General features: G+C 70.2%; 21 protein-coding genes and 1 pseudogene. 13 read left to right on the forward strand and 9 right to left on the reverse strand.

Annotated elements, in window-relative coordinates:
• Positions 1-64: 64 nt before the first annotated feature.
• The 3 genes from HV701_RS25290 to HV701_RS25300 all read right to left on the reverse strand — a co-directional run bounded on the left by HV701_RS25290 (position 65) and on the right by HV701_RS25300 (position 2,363).
• Positions 65-883 (reverse strand): DUF169 domain-containing protein, encoded by an 819-nt coding sequence (locus tag HV701_RS25290; protein ID WP_175135748.1) that lies wholly within the window; start codon positions 881-883, stop codon positions 65-67.
• Between the two features lie 95 nt (positions 884-978).
• The gene (locus tag HV701_RS25295) at positions 979-1,407 is read right to left on the reverse strand and encodes a GNAT family N-acetyltransferase (RefSeq protein ID WP_175135749.1); all 429 of its coding nucleotides are present in this window, start codon (positions 1,405-1,407) and stop codon (positions 979-981) included.
• Between the two features lie 80 nt (positions 1,408-1,487).
• On the reverse strand, positions 1,488-2,363 hold the full coding sequence (locus HV701_RS25300; RefSeq protein WP_175135750.1) for a LysR family transcriptional regulator: 876 nt from the start codon (positions 2,361-2,363) through the stop codon (positions 1,488-1,490).
• A 178-nt stretch (positions 2,364-2,541) separates the two neighbouring features.
• Between HV701_RS25300 and HV701_RS25305 the strand changes: the two genes are divergently transcribed.
• Both HV701_RS25305 and gstA read left to right on the forward strand, forming a co-directional pair.
• Positions 2,542-3,669: a retroviral-like aspartic protease family protein gene (locus HV701_RS25305; RefSeq protein ID WP_175135751.1), complete on the forward strand. Its 1,128-nt coding sequence runs from the start codon at positions 2,542-2,544 to the stop codon at positions 3,667-3,669.
• A gap of 131 nt (positions 3,670-3,800) precedes the next feature.
• Positions 3,801-4,406 (forward strand): glutathione transferase GstA, encoded by a 606-nt coding sequence (gstA, locus tag HV701_RS25310; protein ID WP_175135752.1) that lies wholly within the window; start codon positions 3,801-3,803, stop codon positions 4,404-4,406.
• A 60-nt stretch (positions 4,407-4,466) separates the two neighbouring features.
• Here the strand turns inward: gstA and HV701_RS25315 are convergent, their stop codons facing one another.
• Both HV701_RS25315 and HV701_RS25320 read right to left on the reverse strand, forming a co-directional pair.
• Positions 4,467-5,228, reverse strand: coding sequence for a DNA alkylation repair protein (locus HV701_RS25315; protein ID WP_175135753.1), 762 nt, complete (start codon positions 5,226-5,228; stop codon positions 4,467-4,469).
• Positions 5,225-5,758, reverse strand: coding sequence for a MarR family winged helix-turn-helix transcriptional regulator (locus tag HV701_RS25320; RefSeq protein WP_175135754.1), 534 nt, complete (start codon positions 5,756-5,758; stop codon positions 5,225-5,227). The genes HV701_RS25315 and HV701_RS25320 overlap by 4 nt, the downstream gene beginning before the upstream one ends.
• A gap of 114 nt (positions 5,759-5,872) precedes the next feature.
• On the opposite strand from HV701_RS25320, the gene HV701_RS25325 reads away from it, so the two are divergent.
• Both HV701_RS25325 and HV701_RS25330 read left to right on the forward strand, forming a co-directional pair.
• Positions 5,873-6,682: a nucleotidyltransferase domain-containing protein gene (locus HV701_RS25325; RefSeq protein ID WP_175135755.1), complete on the forward strand. Its 810-nt coding sequence runs from the start codon at positions 5,873-5,875 to the stop codon at positions 6,680-6,682.
• An 11-nt stretch (positions 6,683-6,693) separates the two neighbouring features.
• Positions 6,694-7,188 carry a GNAT family N-acetyltransferase gene (locus HV701_RS25330; protein WP_175135756.1) on the forward strand — a complete coding sequence of 165 codons (495 nt, stop codon included), beginning with the start codon at positions 6,694-6,696 and terminating at the stop codon, positions 7,186-7,188.
• Positions 7,189-7,197: 9 nt separating this feature from the next.
• Here HV701_RS25330 and HV701_RS25335 read toward each other — a convergent pair whose 3' ends face one another.
• Together HV701_RS25335 and HV701_RS25340 are read right to left on the reverse strand one after the other, a co-directional pair.
• A complete protein-coding gene (locus HV701_RS25335) occupies positions 7,198-8,004 on the reverse strand; it encodes an IclR family transcriptional regulator (RefSeq protein WP_175135757.1) in 807 nt (268 codons plus the stop codon).
• The gene (locus HV701_RS25340; RefSeq protein ID WP_175135758.1) at positions 8,001-8,633 is read right to left on the reverse strand and encodes a flavin reductase family protein; all 633 of its coding nucleotides are present in this window, start codon (positions 8,631-8,633) and stop codon (positions 8,001-8,003) included. The genes HV701_RS25335 and HV701_RS25340 overlap by 4 nt, the downstream gene beginning before the upstream one ends.
• 229 nt (positions 8,634-8,862) lie before the next feature.
• Between HV701_RS25340 and HV701_RS25345 the strand changes: the two genes are divergently transcribed.
• The 7 genes from HV701_RS25345 to HV701_RS25375 all read left to right on the forward strand — a co-directional run bounded on the left by HV701_RS25345 (position 8,863) and on the right by HV701_RS25375 (position 14,082).
• Positions 8,863-9,828: a Bug family tripartite tricarboxylate transporter substrate binding protein gene (locus HV701_RS25345; protein WP_175135759.1), complete on the forward strand. Its 966-nt coding sequence runs from the start codon at positions 8,863-8,865 to the stop codon at positions 9,826-9,828.
• Positions 9,829-9,836: 8 nt separating this feature from the next.
• Positions 9,837-10,217: a RidA family protein gene (locus HV701_RS25350; RefSeq protein WP_175135760.1), complete on the forward strand. Its 381-nt coding sequence runs from the start codon at positions 9,837-9,839 to the stop codon at positions 10,215-10,217.
• Positions 10,218-10,226: 9 nt separating this feature from the next.
• On the forward strand, positions 10,227-11,099 hold the full coding sequence (locus tag HV701_RS25355; RefSeq protein ID WP_175135761.1) for an amidohydrolase family protein: 873 nt from the start codon (positions 10,227-10,229) through the stop codon (positions 11,097-11,099).
• The gene (locus HV701_RS25360) at positions 11,096-11,959 is read left to right on the forward strand and encodes a fumarylacetoacetate hydrolase family protein (protein WP_175135762.1); all 864 of its coding nucleotides are present in this window, start codon (positions 11,096-11,098) and stop codon (positions 11,957-11,959) included. Before HV701_RS25355 ends, HV701_RS25360 begins: the two co-directional genes overlap by 4 nt.
• A gap of 9 nt (positions 11,960-11,968) precedes the next feature.
• Positions 11,969-12,751 carry a 2-oxo-hept-4-ene-1,7-dioate hydratase gene (gene hpaH / locus HV701_RS25365; RefSeq protein ID WP_175135763.1) on the forward strand — a complete coding sequence of 261 codons (783 nt, stop codon included), beginning with the start codon at positions 11,969-11,971 and terminating at the stop codon, positions 12,749-12,751.
• Positions 12,752-12,762: 11 nt separating this feature from the next.
• Positions 12,763-13,539, forward strand: coding sequence for an aldolase/citrate lyase family protein (locus HV701_RS25370; RefSeq protein WP_175135764.1), 777 nt, complete (start codon positions 12,763-12,765; stop codon positions 13,537-13,539).
• A 63-nt stretch (positions 13,540-13,602) separates the two neighbouring features.
• Positions 13,603-14,082, forward strand: coding sequence for a DUF6882 domain-containing protein (locus HV701_RS25375; protein WP_175135765.1), 480 nt, complete (start codon positions 13,603-13,605; stop codon positions 14,080-14,082).
• A gap of 34 nt (positions 14,083-14,116) precedes the next feature.
• Here HV701_RS25375 and HV701_RS25380 read toward each other — a convergent pair whose 3' ends face one another.
• Positions 14,117-15,328, reverse strand: a complete 1,212-nt coding sequence (locus tag HV701_RS25380) for a citrate synthase family protein (protein WP_175135766.1) — start codon at positions 15,326-15,328, stop codon at positions 14,117-14,119.
• Between the two features lie 123 nt (positions 15,329-15,451).
• On the opposite strand from HV701_RS25380, the gene HV701_RS25385 reads away from it, so the two are divergent.
• Complete coding sequence (locus HV701_RS25385) at positions 15,452-16,882, forward strand: CoA transferase (protein ID WP_175135767.1); 1,431 nt, start codon at positions 15,452-15,454, stop codon at positions 16,880-16,882.
• An 18-nt stretch (positions 16,883-16,900) separates the two neighbouring features.
• Here the strand turns inward: HV701_RS25385 and HV701_RS25390 are convergent, their stop codons facing one another.
• Complete coding sequence (locus HV701_RS25390) at positions 16,901-18,127, reverse strand: SMI1/KNR4 family protein (RefSeq protein WP_175135768.1); 1,227 nt, start codon at positions 18,125-18,127, stop codon at positions 16,901-16,903.
• Between the two features lie 180 nt (positions 18,128-18,307).
• Between HV701_RS25390 and HV701_RS25395 the strand changes: the two are divergent.
• A pseudogene (locus HV701_RS25395) lies at positions 18,308-18,455 on the forward strand (helix-turn-helix domain-containing protein); the annotation flags it as partial.

An 18,455-nucleotide genomic window follows, 5' to 3' on the forward strand; every position in this document is an offset into this window, starting at 1 on the left:
CGCCTGCCCGGCGCAGCGGCGGCGCGCCGGGCCTGACCTCCCGCTGTCCGCCCGGCGGCCCGCCTCAGCCGCGCGGCGGCTGCGCGTAGCTCACGCCCATGCCGGCGCGCACATCGTTCTGGATGCCATATGGCGGGATCGGATAGCGCAGGCCGTTGGCCGACAGCGCCTTCATGCCTTCGATCGCGATGGGCAGGTCGCGCGGCGGCAGCGCCATCAGCATTTCCTCGTCCGGCACGCCGCCGTAGCGGCGTTCGGCATAACAGGGCAAGGACAGGCTGGGCTCCCCGGTGGCCAGCGCGCGCCCCCAGGAGTCGGCACAGGCGGTCTCACCCACCACGCTCCAGTCGAAGCGCCGGTAGTTCTTCCATTGCAGCCCGTTGATCAGGATGATCATCTGCCCGGGCGTCGCGTACACCAGGCAGATGTCGGGCGGGTCGAGCCGGCCCGAGGCCAGCGGCGACACCACCATGGCGCGGTACTTGCCCGCCGGCACACAGGACAAGGCTTCCTGGCGCGCGCGCGCATCGGCCCCGGTGGCGTGCCACACGCCGACATATTCCTTGCCGCTGCGCCAGGCCTCGTCCTGCGGCCCCAGGCCGATCACCGCGCGGCACTGCGCGCCGACCAGGTCGTCGCCGGTAATGCCCACCGTCCAGCCCAGCCGTGCCGCCATGCCGACGATCTGGTCGGTGGTATGGGTGGCCTTGGGGCGCCGCAGCCCCTTCACGCCGGCCAGCGCCGCCTCGTCCTCATAGAGCTTCATGCCGATGACGGTGGTCTTGAGCCGCAGCAGGCGGTTCAGTTCGTCGACCAGCGCCGCCCAGTCGCGCGGCGGGTCTTGCGTGGTCGCTCGGGTTGCCCCTTCAGTTGTCTCTTCCATGCCCGTCCTTTGGACTTGTCGTTGGAACAGGCAAGACTACACGAGAGCGGCGCGGGCGCGCCAACCCGCCGTGGGCGCCGCGGCGGCGCCCGACCTCAGGGCCGGCAGGACTTCATCAGGTATTTCGGCGATTCCTGGTAGCCCTGGCGGTCATAGAAGCGGTGCGCGTCCACGCGCCGCTGGTGGCAGTGCACCTCGATGCGGTCGCAGCCGCGCGCCCGCGCCAGCGCCTCGGCGGCCTCTTCCAGCGCCCGGCCGACGCCGCCGCCACGGGCCGCGTCGCCGACGCAGAAATAGGTGATGCGGCAGAAATCCCCCGGCAGCGCCAACTGCGCCATGAAATGCAGGCCGATGAAGCCCAGCAGCCGGCCGCCGTCCTCGGCTACCAGCAGCTCGGCATCGCGGTGCGCCAGCAGGTGTTCGATCTTCGCCGGCACGAAGCCCGCGGTGCCGGGATAGCCCAGTTGGGCCAGCAGTTCAACGATATCGGCGCTGTCGCCGGCCTGCGCGTCGCGGATGATCATGGCGCCTCGCGGAAAAGAAACGATGGTAGGCGGGCGACATGTCGCCGCGGTGACCGCGCGCCGCCGGACCCGCCAGCGCCTCAGGCGCGGTTGTCATCCTGCCGCAACATCTCGAACAGGACCTGCACGGCGGCCGCCCCGGGTGCTGCCGGCGAGGCCGCCAGCGCGAAGCGGCGCCGCACCGGCGACGCCAGCGGCAACACCCGCAGGCCGCGCCGGTTCTCCGGCAAGGTCAGCTCGGGCACCAGCGCCACGCCGACGTTGTCGCGCACCAGCGCATAAGCGCTGGACCATTCCATCACCGTGGCGCGCACGTCCGCCAGCGCCAGGCCGGCATCCGCCGCCAAGCTGCCGGCATGCACACTGCAGCCGCCGGTGGCCAGCACGAAAGGCTGCGCCACCAGTTGCGCCAGTGCCACCGACGCGCCGCGCGCCAGCGGATGCGCCGCGGGCAGCACCGCCACCCAGTCGTCCTCGCCCAGCGGACAGGCGCCGCGCCGCGCGGGCGGATTCAGCACCACACCCACGTCCACGGTGCCGGCCGCCAGCAGGTCTTCGATCTCGCTGTCGCTGGCTTCCAGCGGCACCACCTCGATGGCCGGGTGCAATTGGCGAAAGCGCCGCAACACCGGCGGCAGGATGGTCGAGAACACCATCGGGAAACTGGCCAGCCGCAACATTCCGGACGGCGCGCCGGACGCCTCGCGCCCCAGCGCCTGGATGCGGCCGTGCGCGGCCAGCATGGCGCGCGCCTCGTGCGCCACCCGCAACCCCAGCGCGGTAGGCACGCTCTGGCGCCGTTCACGAGTGAACAACGGCGCGCCCAGATGATGTTCCAACTGCGCGATGGCCTGGCTGGCGCCCGACTGCGTCATGCCCACCTGCTTCGCGGCGTGGGTGATGTTGCCGGCGTCCACCACCGCCAGCAGCAAGCGCCAATGGATCAGGTTCATCATGGCATGGAAAAGATAATGGCTCGTCTCGAAACCGGGAATTCTACCGACACCCGCCCCGCCCCTGGATGGGCCGCTGCGGCAGTGGTCTGTCTTTTGGCCCACGTCCGCATGAAGTCATCAAAACGCTATAACGTTTCCCTAAACTCCGCTCTCGCTCAACCCTCAACGGACACTGGAAATGCCGCTCGACCAGTCTGCCTTGCGCAAGGTGGTGCGTTTCGCCCTGATTGCCATGGCCGGGATCGCAACGGGTTGTGATTCCTCCACGCCCGCCGCCCCGGCGGCGCAAGCCACGAGTGCGCTGGACCCGCTGCGCGCGCCGCTCGAACGACTGGGCATGCAAGGCATCGCGCGCGGCGACCTGGCAAATACCGAGGTCCAGCGGGCCCTGCGGCAATTGGCCACCACCCCCTGCAACAGCCAGGCCATGGGCGCCCTGGCGCCGCGGCTCAAAGCCATGGGGTATCGCAAAGAGGCTGCCCAGGCATTGATCACGTTCGCCAACGAATGCGGCAATGCCGACGGCTTCCTGCTGTCGGCCGTGGACGATCTGCTCATGATCCGGAATTATCCGGAGGCCATCGCCATTTCCAACCGCCTGGTCGCCGAACACCCCACCGACATGCGCATACGGTATACACGAGCGCAGGCCTACAGCCAGACACAGCAATACGAACTGGCGCTCGCCGATTACCTTGAAGTCATCGCTCTTTCATCCAATCCGCGGCGGCTGGCTTCCGGCGTGTACACCGACACCGCCCAGGCGCAGGCGAAGCTCGGGCGTCATTGCGAAGCGGCCAGCACCGTGCGCATGTGGATGTCGCTGGATCCCTCGCGCACGCAGAATCCGCACGGCAAACGGCTTGTCGCCGAGTACGAACGCCAACGGGATTGCCCCCCCTCCTATGCCTCGGGCAAGGATACGTTCCCCCGCAAGCCCGACCAGGTCATCCTGGCCTCGGTCGAGGTCAATGGCAGAAAAGGCACCTTCATCATCGATACCGGCGCCAGCGTGGTCGCCATCACCCGCGCCTTCGCCGAGCGCGCGGGCATCGACTATCTTGGCGGACGCAAGGTCGCGGTCCAGACGGCCAATGGCAGCGCCGATGTGCACACGGGCGTGGCCAAGCGCATCCAGATCCGCCAGGTCGCGGCCACCCAGGTCCCGGTCGTGGTCCAGGCCAACGCGGAATCCGTGTTCGGTCCGGGCATCGACGGCCTGCTGGGGCAATCGTTCCTATCCCGTTTCGATACCCACTTCGGGCCCAGCCAATGGTCCATCGCCGTCCCCGCGACGGGCGGCTAGCGCCGTCGTGGGCCGATCTTAGACATCAGAAATACTTATTTCATGCTCCTGAAGAAGTAATTTTACGAATGCACGGCATCGGGCGATCCTGGGCGTCCCCTCCTCAATCTGGATACTCCCGGACGTTTCACATGAAGCTCTATTACGCCCCCGGCACCTGCTCGCTGTCACCCCATATCGTGCTGCGCGAACTTGACCTGCCGTTCGACTTGGTGCGGGTCGACAACCGCAGCAAGCGCACCGCCGACGGCGGCGACTTCCTGGCCATTAATCCTAAGGGCTACGTGGCCGCGCTGGAAATCGACGGCGGCAAGGTGCTGACCGAAGGCCCCGCCATCAGCCAATACCTGGCCGACCTGCGGCCCAAAGCCGGCCTGGTCCCGCCCGCCGCCAGTTGGGCCCGCAGCCAACTGCACGAATGGCTGAACTTCATCTCGGCGGAAATCCACGGCGGCTTCGGTCCGCTGTTCAACCGCGACCTGCCCGAGGCGGCGCGCGCGTGGTGGCAGGCGCGGCTGCAAAAGCGCCTGGAATATGCTGCCGCCGCGCTGCGCGAGCGCCAGGCCCTGGTGCAGGACCGCTACGGCGTGGCCGACATCTACCTGTACGTGGTGCTGCGCTGGGCGCCGCAACTTGGCGTGGACCTGGCGCGCTGGCCTGCCCTGGTGGCATTCCAGCACCGCATCGAATCCCGCCCTGCCGTGCAGGCCGCGCTGGCGGCCGAAGCGCAGGGTTGAGCGGCATGCCCCGGCACGCGCTCGCCATCGCTGGCCGCGCGGCCCACGCAGCCCGCGGCGCTATGCCCCGATGGTCCGCAGCGCCCGCTGGCAGATGCGCTGCGTCGCCGCGACCGGACTGTGCGTCAGCCAACGCGCGCACCCCCCCCTGACCCAGTCCGGCTGGTCCTTGCTGGCGTCGTTCAGCCAGTTGGCCACCGAATCCTGCACATAGACCGCCGGATCGGCGCGCAACGGCTCCAGCAGCGGCAAGGCCCGCCCCGGGTCGGCCTTGAGCGCGGCCACGTGCGCGCACCAAACCCCGCGCGGCCGCAGCGCCTCGCTGGCAAAGCGGCGCAAGCGCTCGGACGGCATCGCCGTCCACGGTTGCAACTGCGTGATGGCCGCGTCCAGATCGGCCGCCAGCGCCGGCCGCACCGCCAGCCAGGCCCATTCGCGCACGCCGAAATGCGCGTCGTCGGCCAACGGCCGGATCCTTGCCAGGCGTTGCGCCAGCGACAGGTCCGGCGCCGCGCCGATCATGAAGCAGGCCCAGCCGCGCGCGGTGTCCGACGCCTGCGATGCCATCCGCGCGAACCCGGCCGCGCCCAGGCCGTCATGCAGGATGCGGGCCGCCACCGCCATGCGATTGGAGATGCCCAACGCCGACGCGGCCTGCATGGCGGCGATGCCGTCGGCGCCGACCTCGGGCGCCAAGGCCTGCATCAGAAGGGCGAAGTCCACCGCCAGGCACTCGGTCAGGTGGGTGGCGGGCGCGCCCGCGTTCAACTGCGCCAGGCGCTCGGCGCCAATGTCCTTGACGCCCCGGCCGGCGGCGCTCATGGCGTGCCCCCAGCCAACGCCGCGCGCCCGCTGTCGGTGCCGCGCCACACCTTTGCCAGCAGATCGCCGAGCTGACGCTGCTCGGCCGGCGACAAGCCGTCGAACAGCGAGCCGATCCACTGCGCGTGTTCCTTGAACAGCCGCGCCGCCGCCGTCCTGCCCTTGGGCGTGAGCGTCACCGTGATGCGGCGCCGGTCGTCCTGGCCCGGCTGTCGCAGCGCGAACCCATCGCGCTCCAGCCCGTCGAGCAGGCCGGTGACGGTGGCGCGGGTCACGCCGGCGCGCGCGGCCAATTCGTGCGGCGACAGGCCACCGGCCTGCCCGTGCAGCAGGAACAGCAGCACGAACTTGCCTTCCGACAACTGCCGCGGCGCCAGGCGCGCGGCGCAATCGCGGTCGATGGCGCCGGCCAGCGCCAGCACCTGGAAGCACAACTGGATGCCGCCGGAGGACGCCAGGCCGCGGCGCGCGGCCTCGTCCAGCAGGGCATGGTGCTTGGTTTCCAGCATGGCGGGAATGGGGGGTGGCATGGCGTGTCCGGTGATCGATATGGCAGCAAATGATAAGGCGCCTAATCATAAGATGCAAACGCGGGCCCGGCCGCGACGACGGCAACGCGGCGGCGAAGTGCTAGCATTTCGCGCATGACCTCGATCCTGCACGCCCACCCCATCGATCCGGCCGTCCGCGAACGCGTCATGGACACCCTGGAACACATCGAGCAGCGCTACGACGTGCGCGTCCTGCTGGCCTGCGAGTCCGGCAGCCGCGGCTGGGGCTTCGCCTCGCCCGACAGCGACTACGACGTGCGCTTCCTGTATGTGCACAAGCTGGACTGGTACCTGCGCGTGGCGCCTCAACGCGACGTGATCGAGCTGCCCATCGACGACGAACTGGACGTGTCCGGCTGGGAATTGCGCAAGGCGCTGCAACTGCTGCGCGGCTCCAATCCCACCCTGTTCGAATGGCTCGATTCGCCCGTGCTGTACCGGCAGGACGACGCCACCAGCGCCTGGCTGCGGCACTTCCGCAGCGAGTATTTCTCGCACATGAAAGGCCGTTGGCATTACGTATCCATGGCCGGCCGCAACTTCCGCGAATCGCTGCAGGGCGACACCGTGCGGCTCAAGAAGTACCTGTACGTGCTGCGTCCGGTGCTGGCCGCGCAATGGATCGACAGCGGCCGCGGCATCCCGCCGATGCGCTTTGCCGACCTGGCCGATACCATGGTCACCGACCCCGCGCTGCGCGATGAGATCAACGCGCTGCTGGCCATCAAGATGCAAGCCGGCGAGGCCGAGCACGGCCCGCGCTTCCCGTTGATCCACGCCTACCTGGAGACGACGCTGGCGGCCCTGGAAAACGCGCCCTTCTTCGACCGCCCCGACGGCCAGACCGAACGGCTCGACCGGTTCCTGTACGAAGTCGTGACCGGCGCGCCGCTGACGTACTGAACGCCGCCGTGATGCCGTCCCCCCCAACCGTCACCCTGCGCCGCCTGCGCGCGGACGACGTGCCCATGATCCTGGCCCTGGAATCCGATCCCGAGGTCATGCGCCACAGCACCGGCGTCAAGCCGGCCACGCAGGCGCGCCGCCAGGAACTGCTGGACTGGTTGCAGACACCCCCCGACGACATCGGCCACTGGGCGGTGGTCGATCCGCGCGGCATCGCGGTTGGCTGGATCAGCCTGACCTGGCTGGAAGACACGGGCGCGTTGCAGCTGGCCTACCGCCTGCAACGGGCGGCCTGGGGCCAAGGCCATGCCACGCAGGCGGCGCGCCAGCTTTGTGAGTACGCCTGGCGCACGCTCGACGCGGCGGCGCTGGTGGCCGTCACCTGGCCCGACAACCTGGGTTCGCAGCGCGTGCTGGAGAAACTGGGCTTCACCTTCCGCGCCATCGAGACGCACTATGGCCGCGACACCCGCGTCTACGTGCTGGCGCGTCCCGGCAACTGACCTCTGCGTTCAACGCCGCCGTTCATGCACTTCGGCATGGCGCCGCGCAATCGCCTGGGCGCGGTCGCGCATGCGCTCGACCACCTGCGCCAGCCGCCCGCCCGCCAGGCGCTCGGCCATCGCCGTGACGGTCACCGCGCCCAACGGCTCGCCGCTGTCGGCGCGGATCGGCAGCGCCACCGCGCTGGTGCCCGGCATGAGCCCCGCGGGCGCATGGGCGATGCCGCTGGCGCGCGCCTGCTCGACCCGCGCCAGGATGTCCCCGGCCCGTTCCCCTGCCACCGCCAGGCGCGCGGTATTGGCCTGCACGATGGCGGCACTCTCGGCATCCGGCAGGCACGACAACAGCGCCACGCCCGACACCCCCAGCCCCAGCGGCCGGCGCACGCCAACCTCGATCGACAACACCTGGATCGGATGATGGCCGGTCTTGCGGCCAATGCAGATCGAATCGTGGCCATGGCGCACGCTTAGAAACACCGTGTCGCCCACCTGGTCGGCCAGCTCCGCCAGATAGGGATCGGCCAGCGTCAGCAAGGGAAAGCGGCGCGTGCGCGCCAGGCCCAGCAGGCTGATTTCGGGGCCGATCAAGTAGCGCCGCGTGGCCGCGTCCTGCTCCACCGCGCCTTCCTGGATCAGCGTCTTGAGCAGCCGGTGCACGGTCGGCCGGTTCAGCCCCGACATGCGCACCAGGTCGATCAGGCGCACGCCGCGCTCCTGGCCGCACGCCACCAGCCGCAGAATGGCCATGGCGCGGCGCACCGTCTGCGCGCCGGGCAGCGCCTCGTCGGCCGCGCCCTCGTCCTGCGGGTTCATGCCGCGTCCTTGCCCATGACGGATTTGGGCGTCTGGCGCAGCGCCCGCTTGGTCACCAGCGGCCCCAGCAGCGCATAGTTCGGGCCACCGATGCGGCACACCGGATCGAGCAGGGTGGTATCGATCTTGCCGTCGCGCGCCAGCCCGTCGCGGATGTGGAACAGCTTGACCTCGCCCACGAAGAACTCGGCGCCGGTGTCGCCGAACGGGATCACGCTGTGCAGCGTGCACTCCAGGCTGACCGGCGCCGCCGCCAGCCGCGGCGTGGCGATGTGCTCGCCCTCCAGCACGTCCAGGTTCAGCAGCTCGGCCTCGCTGACCTGCGGCGGATGCTCCTCGGCGCTGTCGTGGATGGCGTCGAGCAGGCCGGCGTTGCCGATATTCACCACGAAATGGCCGTGCTCCAGGATGTTGTTGGCGGTGTCCTTGCGCCGGCCGGCCTTGCGGCCGATGTTGATGCCCAGCATCGGCGGCGTGTTCGACACGAACGTAAAGCAACTGAACGGCGCCAGGTTGACCTTGCCGCCCGGCCCCAGCGTGGTGATCCAGGCGATCGGGCGCGGCACCACGATGCCGCTCATGAGCTTGTAGGTTTGTTCGGGGCTGAGTTCCGGGGCGGCGATACGCATCACAAGACGTCCATATATTGAACCTGTCGGGACGGCACGGCATCGCCGCCGCCCCACGCTTTCAGGGCATTTTCCCGGGTTTTTGGCCAAGCGGTGAATCGGGGCAAACCGCGATTGCCGCAATAAGTCCAACATACGGACTTTTCGGGATTTTTGGCGTTGTCGCCGCGCGGCCAAGTTTCTAGAGTTTCCCAAAACAACAACACCCCCACACACTGGAGACAAAACCATGACCCCGCTTGCAAAGGCTGGCGCCGCCCTGGCGCTGATGGCCGCGACCACGCTGGCCCAGGCCGCCTGGCCCGACAAACCCGTGAAAATCGTGGTGCCCTACCCGCCCGGCGGCAACGTCGATGTGGCCGCGCGCCTGATCAGCCCGGGGCTGCAGGCCGCTTTCGGCCAGCCGTTCATTGTCGAGAACAAGCCCGGCGCGGGCGGCATGATCGCCGGCGAACAGGTGGCGCGCTCGGCGCCAGACGGCTACACGCTGTTCATGGCCGCCAACGGCCCGCTGCTGTTCAGTCCGCTGATCTTCAAGCGCCAGGCGTACAAGTGGGACAAGGATTTCGAACCCATCAGCTCGGTGTCCTACACGCCGCTGGTGCTGCAGGTGCGGCCCGGCCTGCCGGCCAAGACCCTGGGCGAACTGCTGGCGCTGGCCAAGAAGGAACCCGGCAAGCTCAACATGGCCTCGCCCGGCGCCGGCACCACCAACCATCTGGTGAGCGAACTGCTGCAATCGTTGACCGGCGCGCGCTGGACCACCGCGCAATACAAGGGCAACGCCCCCGCCACCACCGACCTGCTGGGCGGCCAGGTGGACTTCAACTTCGACCAAATCTCGGTATCGCTGCCCTACATCAAGGAAGGCCGCACCCGCGCCCTGGCGGTGACCACCGCCAAGCGCGTGCCGTCGCTGCCGGACGTCCCGACCTTCGCCGAGGCTGGCGTGGCGGGCATGGAGGCGGCCACCTTCACCGGCCTGTTGGCGCCCAAGGGCACGCCGCCCGAGGTGCTGGCGCGCCTGAGTCAGGCGCTCGACAAGATCCTGAGCCAGCCCGAGATCATCCAGCGTTTCAAGGAGCTGGGCGCCGACGCGCAGGCCAGCACCCCCGCCGACTTCACCCGCTATCTGGCCGCCGAGGACGCGCGCTGGACGCCCATCATCAAGCGCGCGGGCATTACCGCCAATTAAGGCTCACCATGACACGACAGAGCATCTACGCCGACGGCTTCAGCCACAAGAACCCCATCCCCGCCGCCTGCCGCGTCGGCAGGCAGTTGTATTCGGGCAGCATCCAGGGCACCGACCCCGCCACCGGCGCCTATGGCGACACGCTGGAACGGCAATGCGAACTGATGTTCGATCACGTGCGCCGCATCGTCCAGGCCGGCGGCGGCTCGCTGGCCAACATCGCCAAGATGACCGTGTGGATGCGCGACCGCTCGCAGCGCGCGGCGCTCAACGCTGTCTGGCTGCGCGCCTTTCCCGATCCCGCCGACCGGCCCGCGCGCCACACCATGCAGGCCGACCTGGACGGCGACAAGCTGATCGAATGCGACTTCGTCGCCGTGCTGGACTGAGGGAACCACATGCCGCAATATCTGCCCTTCAACCCGCATCCCACCGCGCCCGCGCGGCGCCTGCCGCCGGGCGCCTGCGACAGCCAGTTCCACGTCTTCGGCCCGGCCCACCGCTACCCGGTGCGCCCCGGCGCCGCCTACGAAATGCCCAGCGCCACCATCGAGACCGCGCTGGGCCTGCACCGCCTGCTGGGCATCGAGCGCGGCGTCATTGTCCAGGCCACCACCTATGGCGCCGACCACCAGGTGGTGCTGGACGGCCTGGCGACCGCCGGCCCCGGCTATCGCGGCTGCGCCAACGCGCTGGTGCTGGCCGAGCGCGATGACGCCTACATTGCCCGGCTGCACGACGCTGGCGTGCGCGGCGCGCGCTTCACGCGGCAAGGCCTGGGCATCAGCATGGAACCCGCGGTGTTCGAGCGCGCCATCGCCCGCATCCGCGAGCTGGGCTGGTACGCCAAGTTCCAACCCGAACCCGACGGCATGATGGCCCAGGTGGCGCAGTTCGAGCGCCTGGACATCCCGGTGCTGATCGACCACATGGGCCGCGCCGACCCCGGCGCCGGCGCGGCCGATCCCACCCGCCGCAAGCTGGTGGAACTGCTGGCGCGCGGCAATTTCTGGGTGATGCTGTCGCTGACGGAAAAGCTGTCGCGCAGCGGCCCGCCCTGGGACGACGTGGTGCCGCTGGCGCAGGCGCTGATCGCCGCCAACCCCGACCGCGTGGTCTGGGGCAGCGACTGGCCGCACCCGGTGTCGGTCAAGCAGCCGCCCGACGAAGGCCGGCTGGTGGACCAACTGGCGCGCTACGCCGGCGACGGCGCCACCCTCAAGAAAATCCTGGTCGACAACCCGGCCCGCCTCTTTGGATTCGACGCATGAAATTCCTGTCCTTTGAACATCAAGGCCGCGCCGGCTTCGGCCTGCTGCGCGGCGACGCCGTGGTCGACCTGGGCGGCCAGGGCCACGCCGACCTGCAGGCGGCGGTGGCCGCGGGCGCCCTGCCGCGCCTGGCGGCGGCCGCCGAACGCCTGCAAGCCACGCTGCCGCTATCCACGCTGACTTTGCTGCCGCCCATCGCCAACCCCGGCAAGATCATCTGCGTGGGCGTCAACTACGGCCACCGCAACGAGGAATACCAGGACGGCAGCGCGCCGCCGCAATACCCCAGCGTGTTCCCGCGCTTTCCGCAATCGTTCGTCGGCCACGGCCAGCCGCTGCTGCGCCCGCCCGAATCCGAGCAGCTCGACTACGAAGGCGAGATCGCCATCGTCATCGGCAAGGCCGGCCGCCGCATCGCCGCCGAGGACGCCTGGTCGCACATCGCCGGCCTGACCTGCCTGAACGAAGGCACGGTGCGCGACTGGCTGCGCCATGGCAAGTTCAACGTGACGCAGGGCAAGAACTGGGACGCCAGCGGCGCCATGGGCCCGTGGCTGGTCAGCGCCGACGCCTTCGACCCGCAGGCGCCGCTGACGGTCACCACCCGCGTGAACGGCCAGGTGCGCCAGCACGACAGCACCGCCAACCTGATGTTCCCGTTCGCCGAACTGATCCGCTACATCTCGATCTGGACCACGCTCAAGCCGGGCGACGTCATCTCGACCGGCACGCCCATCGGCGCCGGCGTGCGCTTCGATCCGCCGCGCTTTCTCAAGCCGGGCGACGTGGTCGAGGTGGAAGTGTCCGGCATCGGCACGCTCTCCAACCCCGTGGCCGACGAAGCGGCCGCGCGCTCCTGAGGACACGCCATGTTGAACGACGCACAACGCGAACAGGCCGCCGCGCAGCTCATCGAGGCCGAACGCACCGGCGTGCCCACCACGCAGCTGGACCAGGCCTTTCCGGGCATCGAGATCGCCGACGCCTATGCCATCCAGCAGCGCATCATCGCCCGCAAGCTGGCCGCCGGCGCGCGCCTGCGCGGCCACAAGATCGGCCTGACCTCCAAGGCCATGCAGAGCACCGTCGGCATTAACGAGCCCGACTACGGCCACCTGCTCGACACCATGTTCTTCCAGGACGGCGACACCATCGCCACTGAAAAGCTGATCGTGCCGCGCGTCGAGGTCGAGCTGGCCTTCGTGCTGGGCAAGCCGCTGCGCGGCCCGGACGTGACGCTGTTTGACGTGCTCGACGCCACCGACTACGTGGTGCCGGCGCTGGAATTGATCGACGGGCGCAGCAAGTATCCGCGCCGCATCGTCGACAACATCGCCGACAACGCCGCCTGCGCCGGCATCATCCTGGGTGGCCGCCCGGTCAAGCCGCTGGAGGTCGACCTGCGCTGGGTCGCGGCGCTGCTGCTCAAGAACGGCGTGATCGAGGAGTCGGGCGTGTCGGCCGCGGTGCTGGGCCATCCGGCCCTGGGCATCGCCTGGCTGGCCAACAAGCTGGCGGCGCACGACACCGGTCTGGAGGCTGGCCACATCGTGCTGGCCGGCTCCTTCACCCGCACCGTGGCGGTGGCCAAGGGCGACACCATCCACGCCGACTACGGCCCGCTGGGCAGTATCTCGGCGCATTTTTCCTGACGAGGCCGGCGATGCAACTTCCCGCCAATGCGTTCAAGCGCGCGCTGCGCGCACAATGCCACCAGACCGGCCTGTGGGTCACGCTGGCCACCGCCAACAGCGCCGAGCTGGTGGCCGGCTCGGGCTTCGACTGGCTGCTGCTGGACACCGAGCACACGCCCGCGCTGCTGCCCACCGTCATGGCGCAACTGCAGGCGGTCGCGCCCTATCCCACCCACGCGGTGGTGCGCCCCACCTGGAACGACAACCTGCAGATCAAACGCTACCTCGACATCGGCGCGCAGACGCTGCTGCTGCCGTACGTGCAGAACGCCGACGAAGCCCGCCAGGCCGTGTCCGGCATGCGCTACGCGCCGCGCGGCGTGCGTGGCGTCGGCGGCACGGTGCGCGCTACCCGCTATGGCCGCGTCGCCGACTACATGCGGCACTGCGAAAACGAACTGTGCCTGCTGATCCAGGCCGAGACCGGCGAAGCGCTGGAGCAGTTGGAAGCCATGGCGGCGGTCGACGGCGTGGACGGCATCTTCATCGGCCCGGCCGATCTGGCCGCCAGTCTCGGCTATCCCGGCGAGCCGGGCCATCCGCGCGTGGTCGCCGCCGTCGAAACCGCCATCGCCCGCATCCACCAGGCCGGCAAGGCGCCCGGCGTGCTGACCGTGGACGAGACGCTGGCGCGGCGCTACATGGCAGCCGGCAGCCTGTTCACGGCGGTGGGCGTAGATGCCGCCCTGCTGGCGCGGCATTGCGACCAACTGGCGCAGCGCTTCGCGCCGTCCAGCGCCCGCTAGCGGCGAACAGCGGCAGGTCTTTGCGGGTACCCTATCGGTTTTCCATCACCCGCAAAGCCCCGCATGTCCGACACCTCGCAGCCCTTCGACGTTTCCGCCTACATCGCCCAGAGCCTGGAGGGCATGCGCGCCGCCACCTCGGCGCACTGCGCCACCTGGCACCTGGACGAGGCCGGGCAATGGTCCGTGGACATGGACAGCGGCCTGATCGTGTTCCTGCTGCCCGATGGCATCACCGCCCAGGCGCCGGTGCAGATCGTCGGCACCTCCAACAGCGAGGACGGCAGCTTCCTGTGGGGCTGGGATCATCCCTCGGTGCCCGCCGAACTGGCCGAACACGCCCAGCTTGCGCTGGCCTTCGGCAAGGCCCATGGCCTGGAGGCATACACCCAACGCAAGGTGCCGTGCGACGACGCCCTGGCCTGGGAATTCACCGCCGTCGCCATGCGGCTGGGCGAAGCCAGCGGCTCGTACCGCGCGCAGGCCTCGGATACCGCGCACGTCTGGATGACCTTCGGCAAGGTGACCTTGTCCAAGGCCTGACGGGCCGGCGGCGGCCCGCGCCACGACGCCGCCGTTATGCCGCGTCCGGATGAATGCCGGTATAGGCCGCGCGCGGCCGGATCACATCGGGGCTGCCGCGCTGCTCCCGCCCATGCGCCAGCCAGCCGATCGAGCGTCCCAACGCGAACAGGCCGAAGGCCGCGCCCGGTGGCAGCCCCAGATGACGCCGCACCGCCACCAGCGCGAAGTCCACCGAGGGCCGCTGCCCCGCCAGTTCGAACGCCTGTTCGATCAATGCCGCCCACTCGGGGCGCCGCGGCAGTATCCGCGCCAGCAAAGCGCTGGCGCGCGGATCGCCGGCGGGATAAAGATGATGGCCAAAACCCGGCAGGTCCTCGCCCCGCGCCAGCCGCTCACGCAAGCCGCGCGCCAGCCCCTGGCCGGCGTCCGCCCCGCCCTCGCCGCGTTCCAGCTCATCCCACATCGCCTCGACGCGCGCCGTGGTCCCGCCATGGCGGCCGCCCGTCAACGCCGCCAGCCCGCCGACGATGCCGGCGCGCAGGCTGGCGCCGGTGGACGCGATGCAGCGCGCGGTGAAACTGGAGGCGTTCAGTTCGTGGTCGGCGCACAGCACCAGCGCCATCCGGATCAGATCCGCGCCAGCCGCGTCCACGCCCCAGGCGCGGGCGCACTGCGCGTGGATCGGCGCGTCGTCCGGCGCGGCCTGCAACAGGCAGGCCGCCAGGGTGCGCACCAGCGCGCCGCAGCCCTGCGCCTGGCGCTCGGGCGAGCGCTGCCACAACGCGGTCGCATCGTCATCGCTGGCCGCCGTGAACAGCGGCAGCAGCGCCGCCTCGGCGCGCTGGCCGCGATGGCGCGCGAACAGCGCCGCCAGATCCTGCGGCAACACGGGCGCGGGCGCATCGAACGCCAGCGCCTCGCCGCATTGCCACAGGTGCGCCGCCACCGCCTCGACCGGGCGCGACGCGGCCAGCGCCACGGCGCTTTCGCCGCGATAGAACAACTGGCCATCCTCAATCAAGGTGATGGCCGACTCCAGCACCGGCAGCCCCCAGTTCAACGTCGCCTTGGCCACCTCTTTCGGCTTACGTCCCCGAGTGCGCTGCGCCGCCAGGCGTTCGACATCCTCGGCCAGGTAGCGGCTTTCGCGCGGCGTGGCGCCGGCCTCGGCGTGCAGCAGCCCGCGGCTGACGTAGGCGTACAGGGTCTGGCGCGACACGCCCAGGCGGGCGGCGGCGGCGGCGGAAGTCAGGTAATCGGGCATGACGGTCCAGGAGTCGGGAGGCGAGCAGAAGCAGAACGACAATAAGTTGATTACATTAATCAATATTGACAATTAATACGAGAAGAATAATCCTGGCGCCATGCCCGACGACCAGGAAGCCTCATGTCCACCACCGATCGCCCCGTCCCGCCCTCGCCCGCCACCGCCGACTATCTGCGCCAGTTCTGGCTGGCGGCGGGCGGCCATCCGGCGCTGTTGGGCCGCGTGGCCGTTACCGGCCACGGCGCGCTGCCCTCCGTCTTCGCCGTCACGGAATTCGCCACCGCCGCCATCGGCGCCGCCGGACTGGCCATGGCGGAATTCGTGGCAGCCGGCGCAGGCCTTGCCGGTGAAGCCGCCGTGCCGGCCGTCGAGGTCGACCAACGCCTGGCCTCCTTCTGGTTCGGCACCACTTTGCGCCCCGTCGGCTGGACCTCACCGCCGCTGTGGGACCCCGTGGCCGGCGACTACCTCGCCGCGGACGGCTGGATCCGGCTGCACACCAACGCGCCCCATCACCGCGATGCCGCCCTGGCCGTCCTGGGCGTGGCCGCCGACCGCGATGCCGTCGCCCGCGCCGTAGCGCGCTGGCGCGCCGACGACCTGGAAGCGGCGGTGGTCGCACGCAACGGCTGCGCCGCCGCCATGCGCGGCCTGGACGCCTGGCGCCAACACCCGCAAGGCCAAAGCGTCGCCGCCGAACCCCTGCTGCACCGCGCCGCCAGCGCCGGCGGCGCCCGCCCCGGCTGGCGCATCGCGCGCCAACGTCCATTGCAAGGCCTGCGCGTGCTGGACCTGACCCGCATCCTGGCCGGCCCCGTGGCCACACGCTTCCTGGCGGGCTTTGGCGCGGACGTATTGCGCATCGACCCGCCCGGCTGGGACGAGCCCGGCACTGTGCCCGAGGTGGTGCTGGGCAAGCGCTGCGCGCGCCTGGACCTCAAGTCCGCCGACGGCCGGGCCACGCTGCAAAGCCTGCTGTCCCAGGCCGACGTGCTGATTCACGGCTATCGCGCCGACGCCCTCGCCCGCCTGGGGCTGGACGCCGACCGCCGCCGCCAGCTCAACCCGACGCTGGTCGACGTATCGCTCGATGCCTATGGCTGGAGCGGCCCCTGGCGGGAACGGCGCGGCTTCGACAGCCTGGTGCAGATGAGCACTGGCATCGCCGACGCCGGCATGCGCGCCAAGGGCAGCGACCGCCCGGTGCCGTTGCCGTGCCAGGCGCTGGACCACGCCACCGGCTACCTGATGGCGGCCGCGGCGCTCCGGGGCCTGACCGAACGGTTGACCACCGGCGCGGGCAGCACGACGCGCGCATCGCTGGCCCGCAGCGCGCAGTTGCTGGTCACGCATGGCGGCTTGCTCGAAGGCGGCCCGGCATTGGCGCCGGAAAGCGACGCGGACTGGTCCGCGCAGGTCGAGGCAACCTCGTGGGGCCCGGCGCGGCGCGTCAAGCCGCCGCTGCGGATTGCGGACACGCCGCAATCGTGGGATTACCCGGCTAGCGCCTTGGGAACCTCCGACGCCACCTGGCGGGACGGCGCCCGCTAACGCACGCCGGCGGCCGCCTCACAGCACAAACGCGCGCAAATTGGCGACCCGTTCGGCCAGGCCGTCCGCGCCCAGGTAATGCCCCAACTTGCCGGCCCGCACGCGGCGCAGGTCTTCCTCGTAGCGGGCCGCCATCGCATCGCGCGCCTCGGCATATGCGGCCGCGATCCCCTCGCCCGCGGCGGCGGCGATCACGCGCGCGGCCTCGGGCGACCCGCAGGCCACGCAGCGCGCCACGCCCAGGCCGTCGGCCCGCGCGCCGCGCGCCAGCAACTGCGCCACCAGGTCCGCGGGCGGCTTGCGATCGAATCGATGGATCGCCTCCGCGCTGACCGGCGTGCCGGCCTGCAGCAGCGCCCGCGCCGCCGCGTAGGCATGCTGCGTCAGCGCCACCTCCAGGGCCATCGCGCTGCCACGCAACGGCTGGCCAAAGCCCACGCCCTGCGCCGCCAATTGGGCCACCAGCGCGCCATCGTCACGGGACAACGCATGCCGCAAGGCCAATCTGGCCAGCCCGGGCGCCTGTCCCAGCGTGCCGGCCGCCAACGGCGCGCGCCAGTCCAGCAACGCGCGCCGGTAGAACGCCACCAGCTTGTCCGCCAAGGCTTGCGCCATGCCGTGATCGGCCACGCGCTCGTCCAGGTATTCCAGCACCCGTATGCCCGTGCTATCGGGTTCCTCGGGATCTTCCTCCAGGTAGAGCGCGGCAAAGGCCCCGTGCAGGTCGGCCGCGACCGTCGCGATGGCATCCTGCTGCAACGCATGCGTCCAGCCCGGCAGCCCCTGCTTCCAGGCCACGACGCTACCGACATGCGGGCCCGGTTCCACGCGCACATAAATACGGTCGCAGTACTCGAAGCCGCCGATCGGCAGATAACGCAGCTTGCCATCCCAGGCCTCGCCGCGTTCGGCGGCGGCCTCGTCGGCGCATTCCTGCTCGTGCTCGATCCAGCCGGCCAGGTCACGGTAATGGTCGCTGCCGTCATAGAACAGCTCGGACCAACTGAGCGCTTCTTCGTTGCCGTCCATCCGCGCATGCAGGTCATAGGCCAACTCACCGCCAGCGGTCAGGCGCCACAGGTCGCGCAGCGCATCCGGCAAGGGGCCGGCGCAGGCCGCTTCGATCTCGGCGATGCGCGCCTCGCTCATGGGCGGTTGGACCTCGATCAGGACGCGCTCGGCGAACAGGGCAATGCCGTGCTGTCGAAGCGACTGGATTTCGTCGGCGGTAAAAGGCTCGCTCATCGTCAATGCTTCCTGGATTGGGCGGTTCGGATTCTACCCGGAGGGTATGAAGAGCGCTGCCGCAGCGGATCGGCGCTGCGCGCACGAGCGGACGAACTCCCTGAGCCGGCATCGCGGTGGTAGATTGGCGGCATCCAGCAACGGACGCGGACGGGGAGCGGCAACGATGGCGGGATCGTCATGGACGGGCTGATCATGGCCGCGGCGCGCGCGCTGGCCAGTGGCGACCCGCTGGGCGCGCTGGGCCGGGTGGCGTTGCGCGACGATGCGCCGGCCCTGGCGCTGCGCGGCATCGCGCTGGCGCAATTGGGCGACGTCGCGCGCGCCC

It is taken from the genome of Achromobacter pulmonis, assembly GCF_902859765.1.
GTDB lineage: Bacteria > Pseudomonadota > Gammaproteobacteria > Burkholderiales > Burkholderiaceae_B > Achromobacter > Achromobacter pulmonis.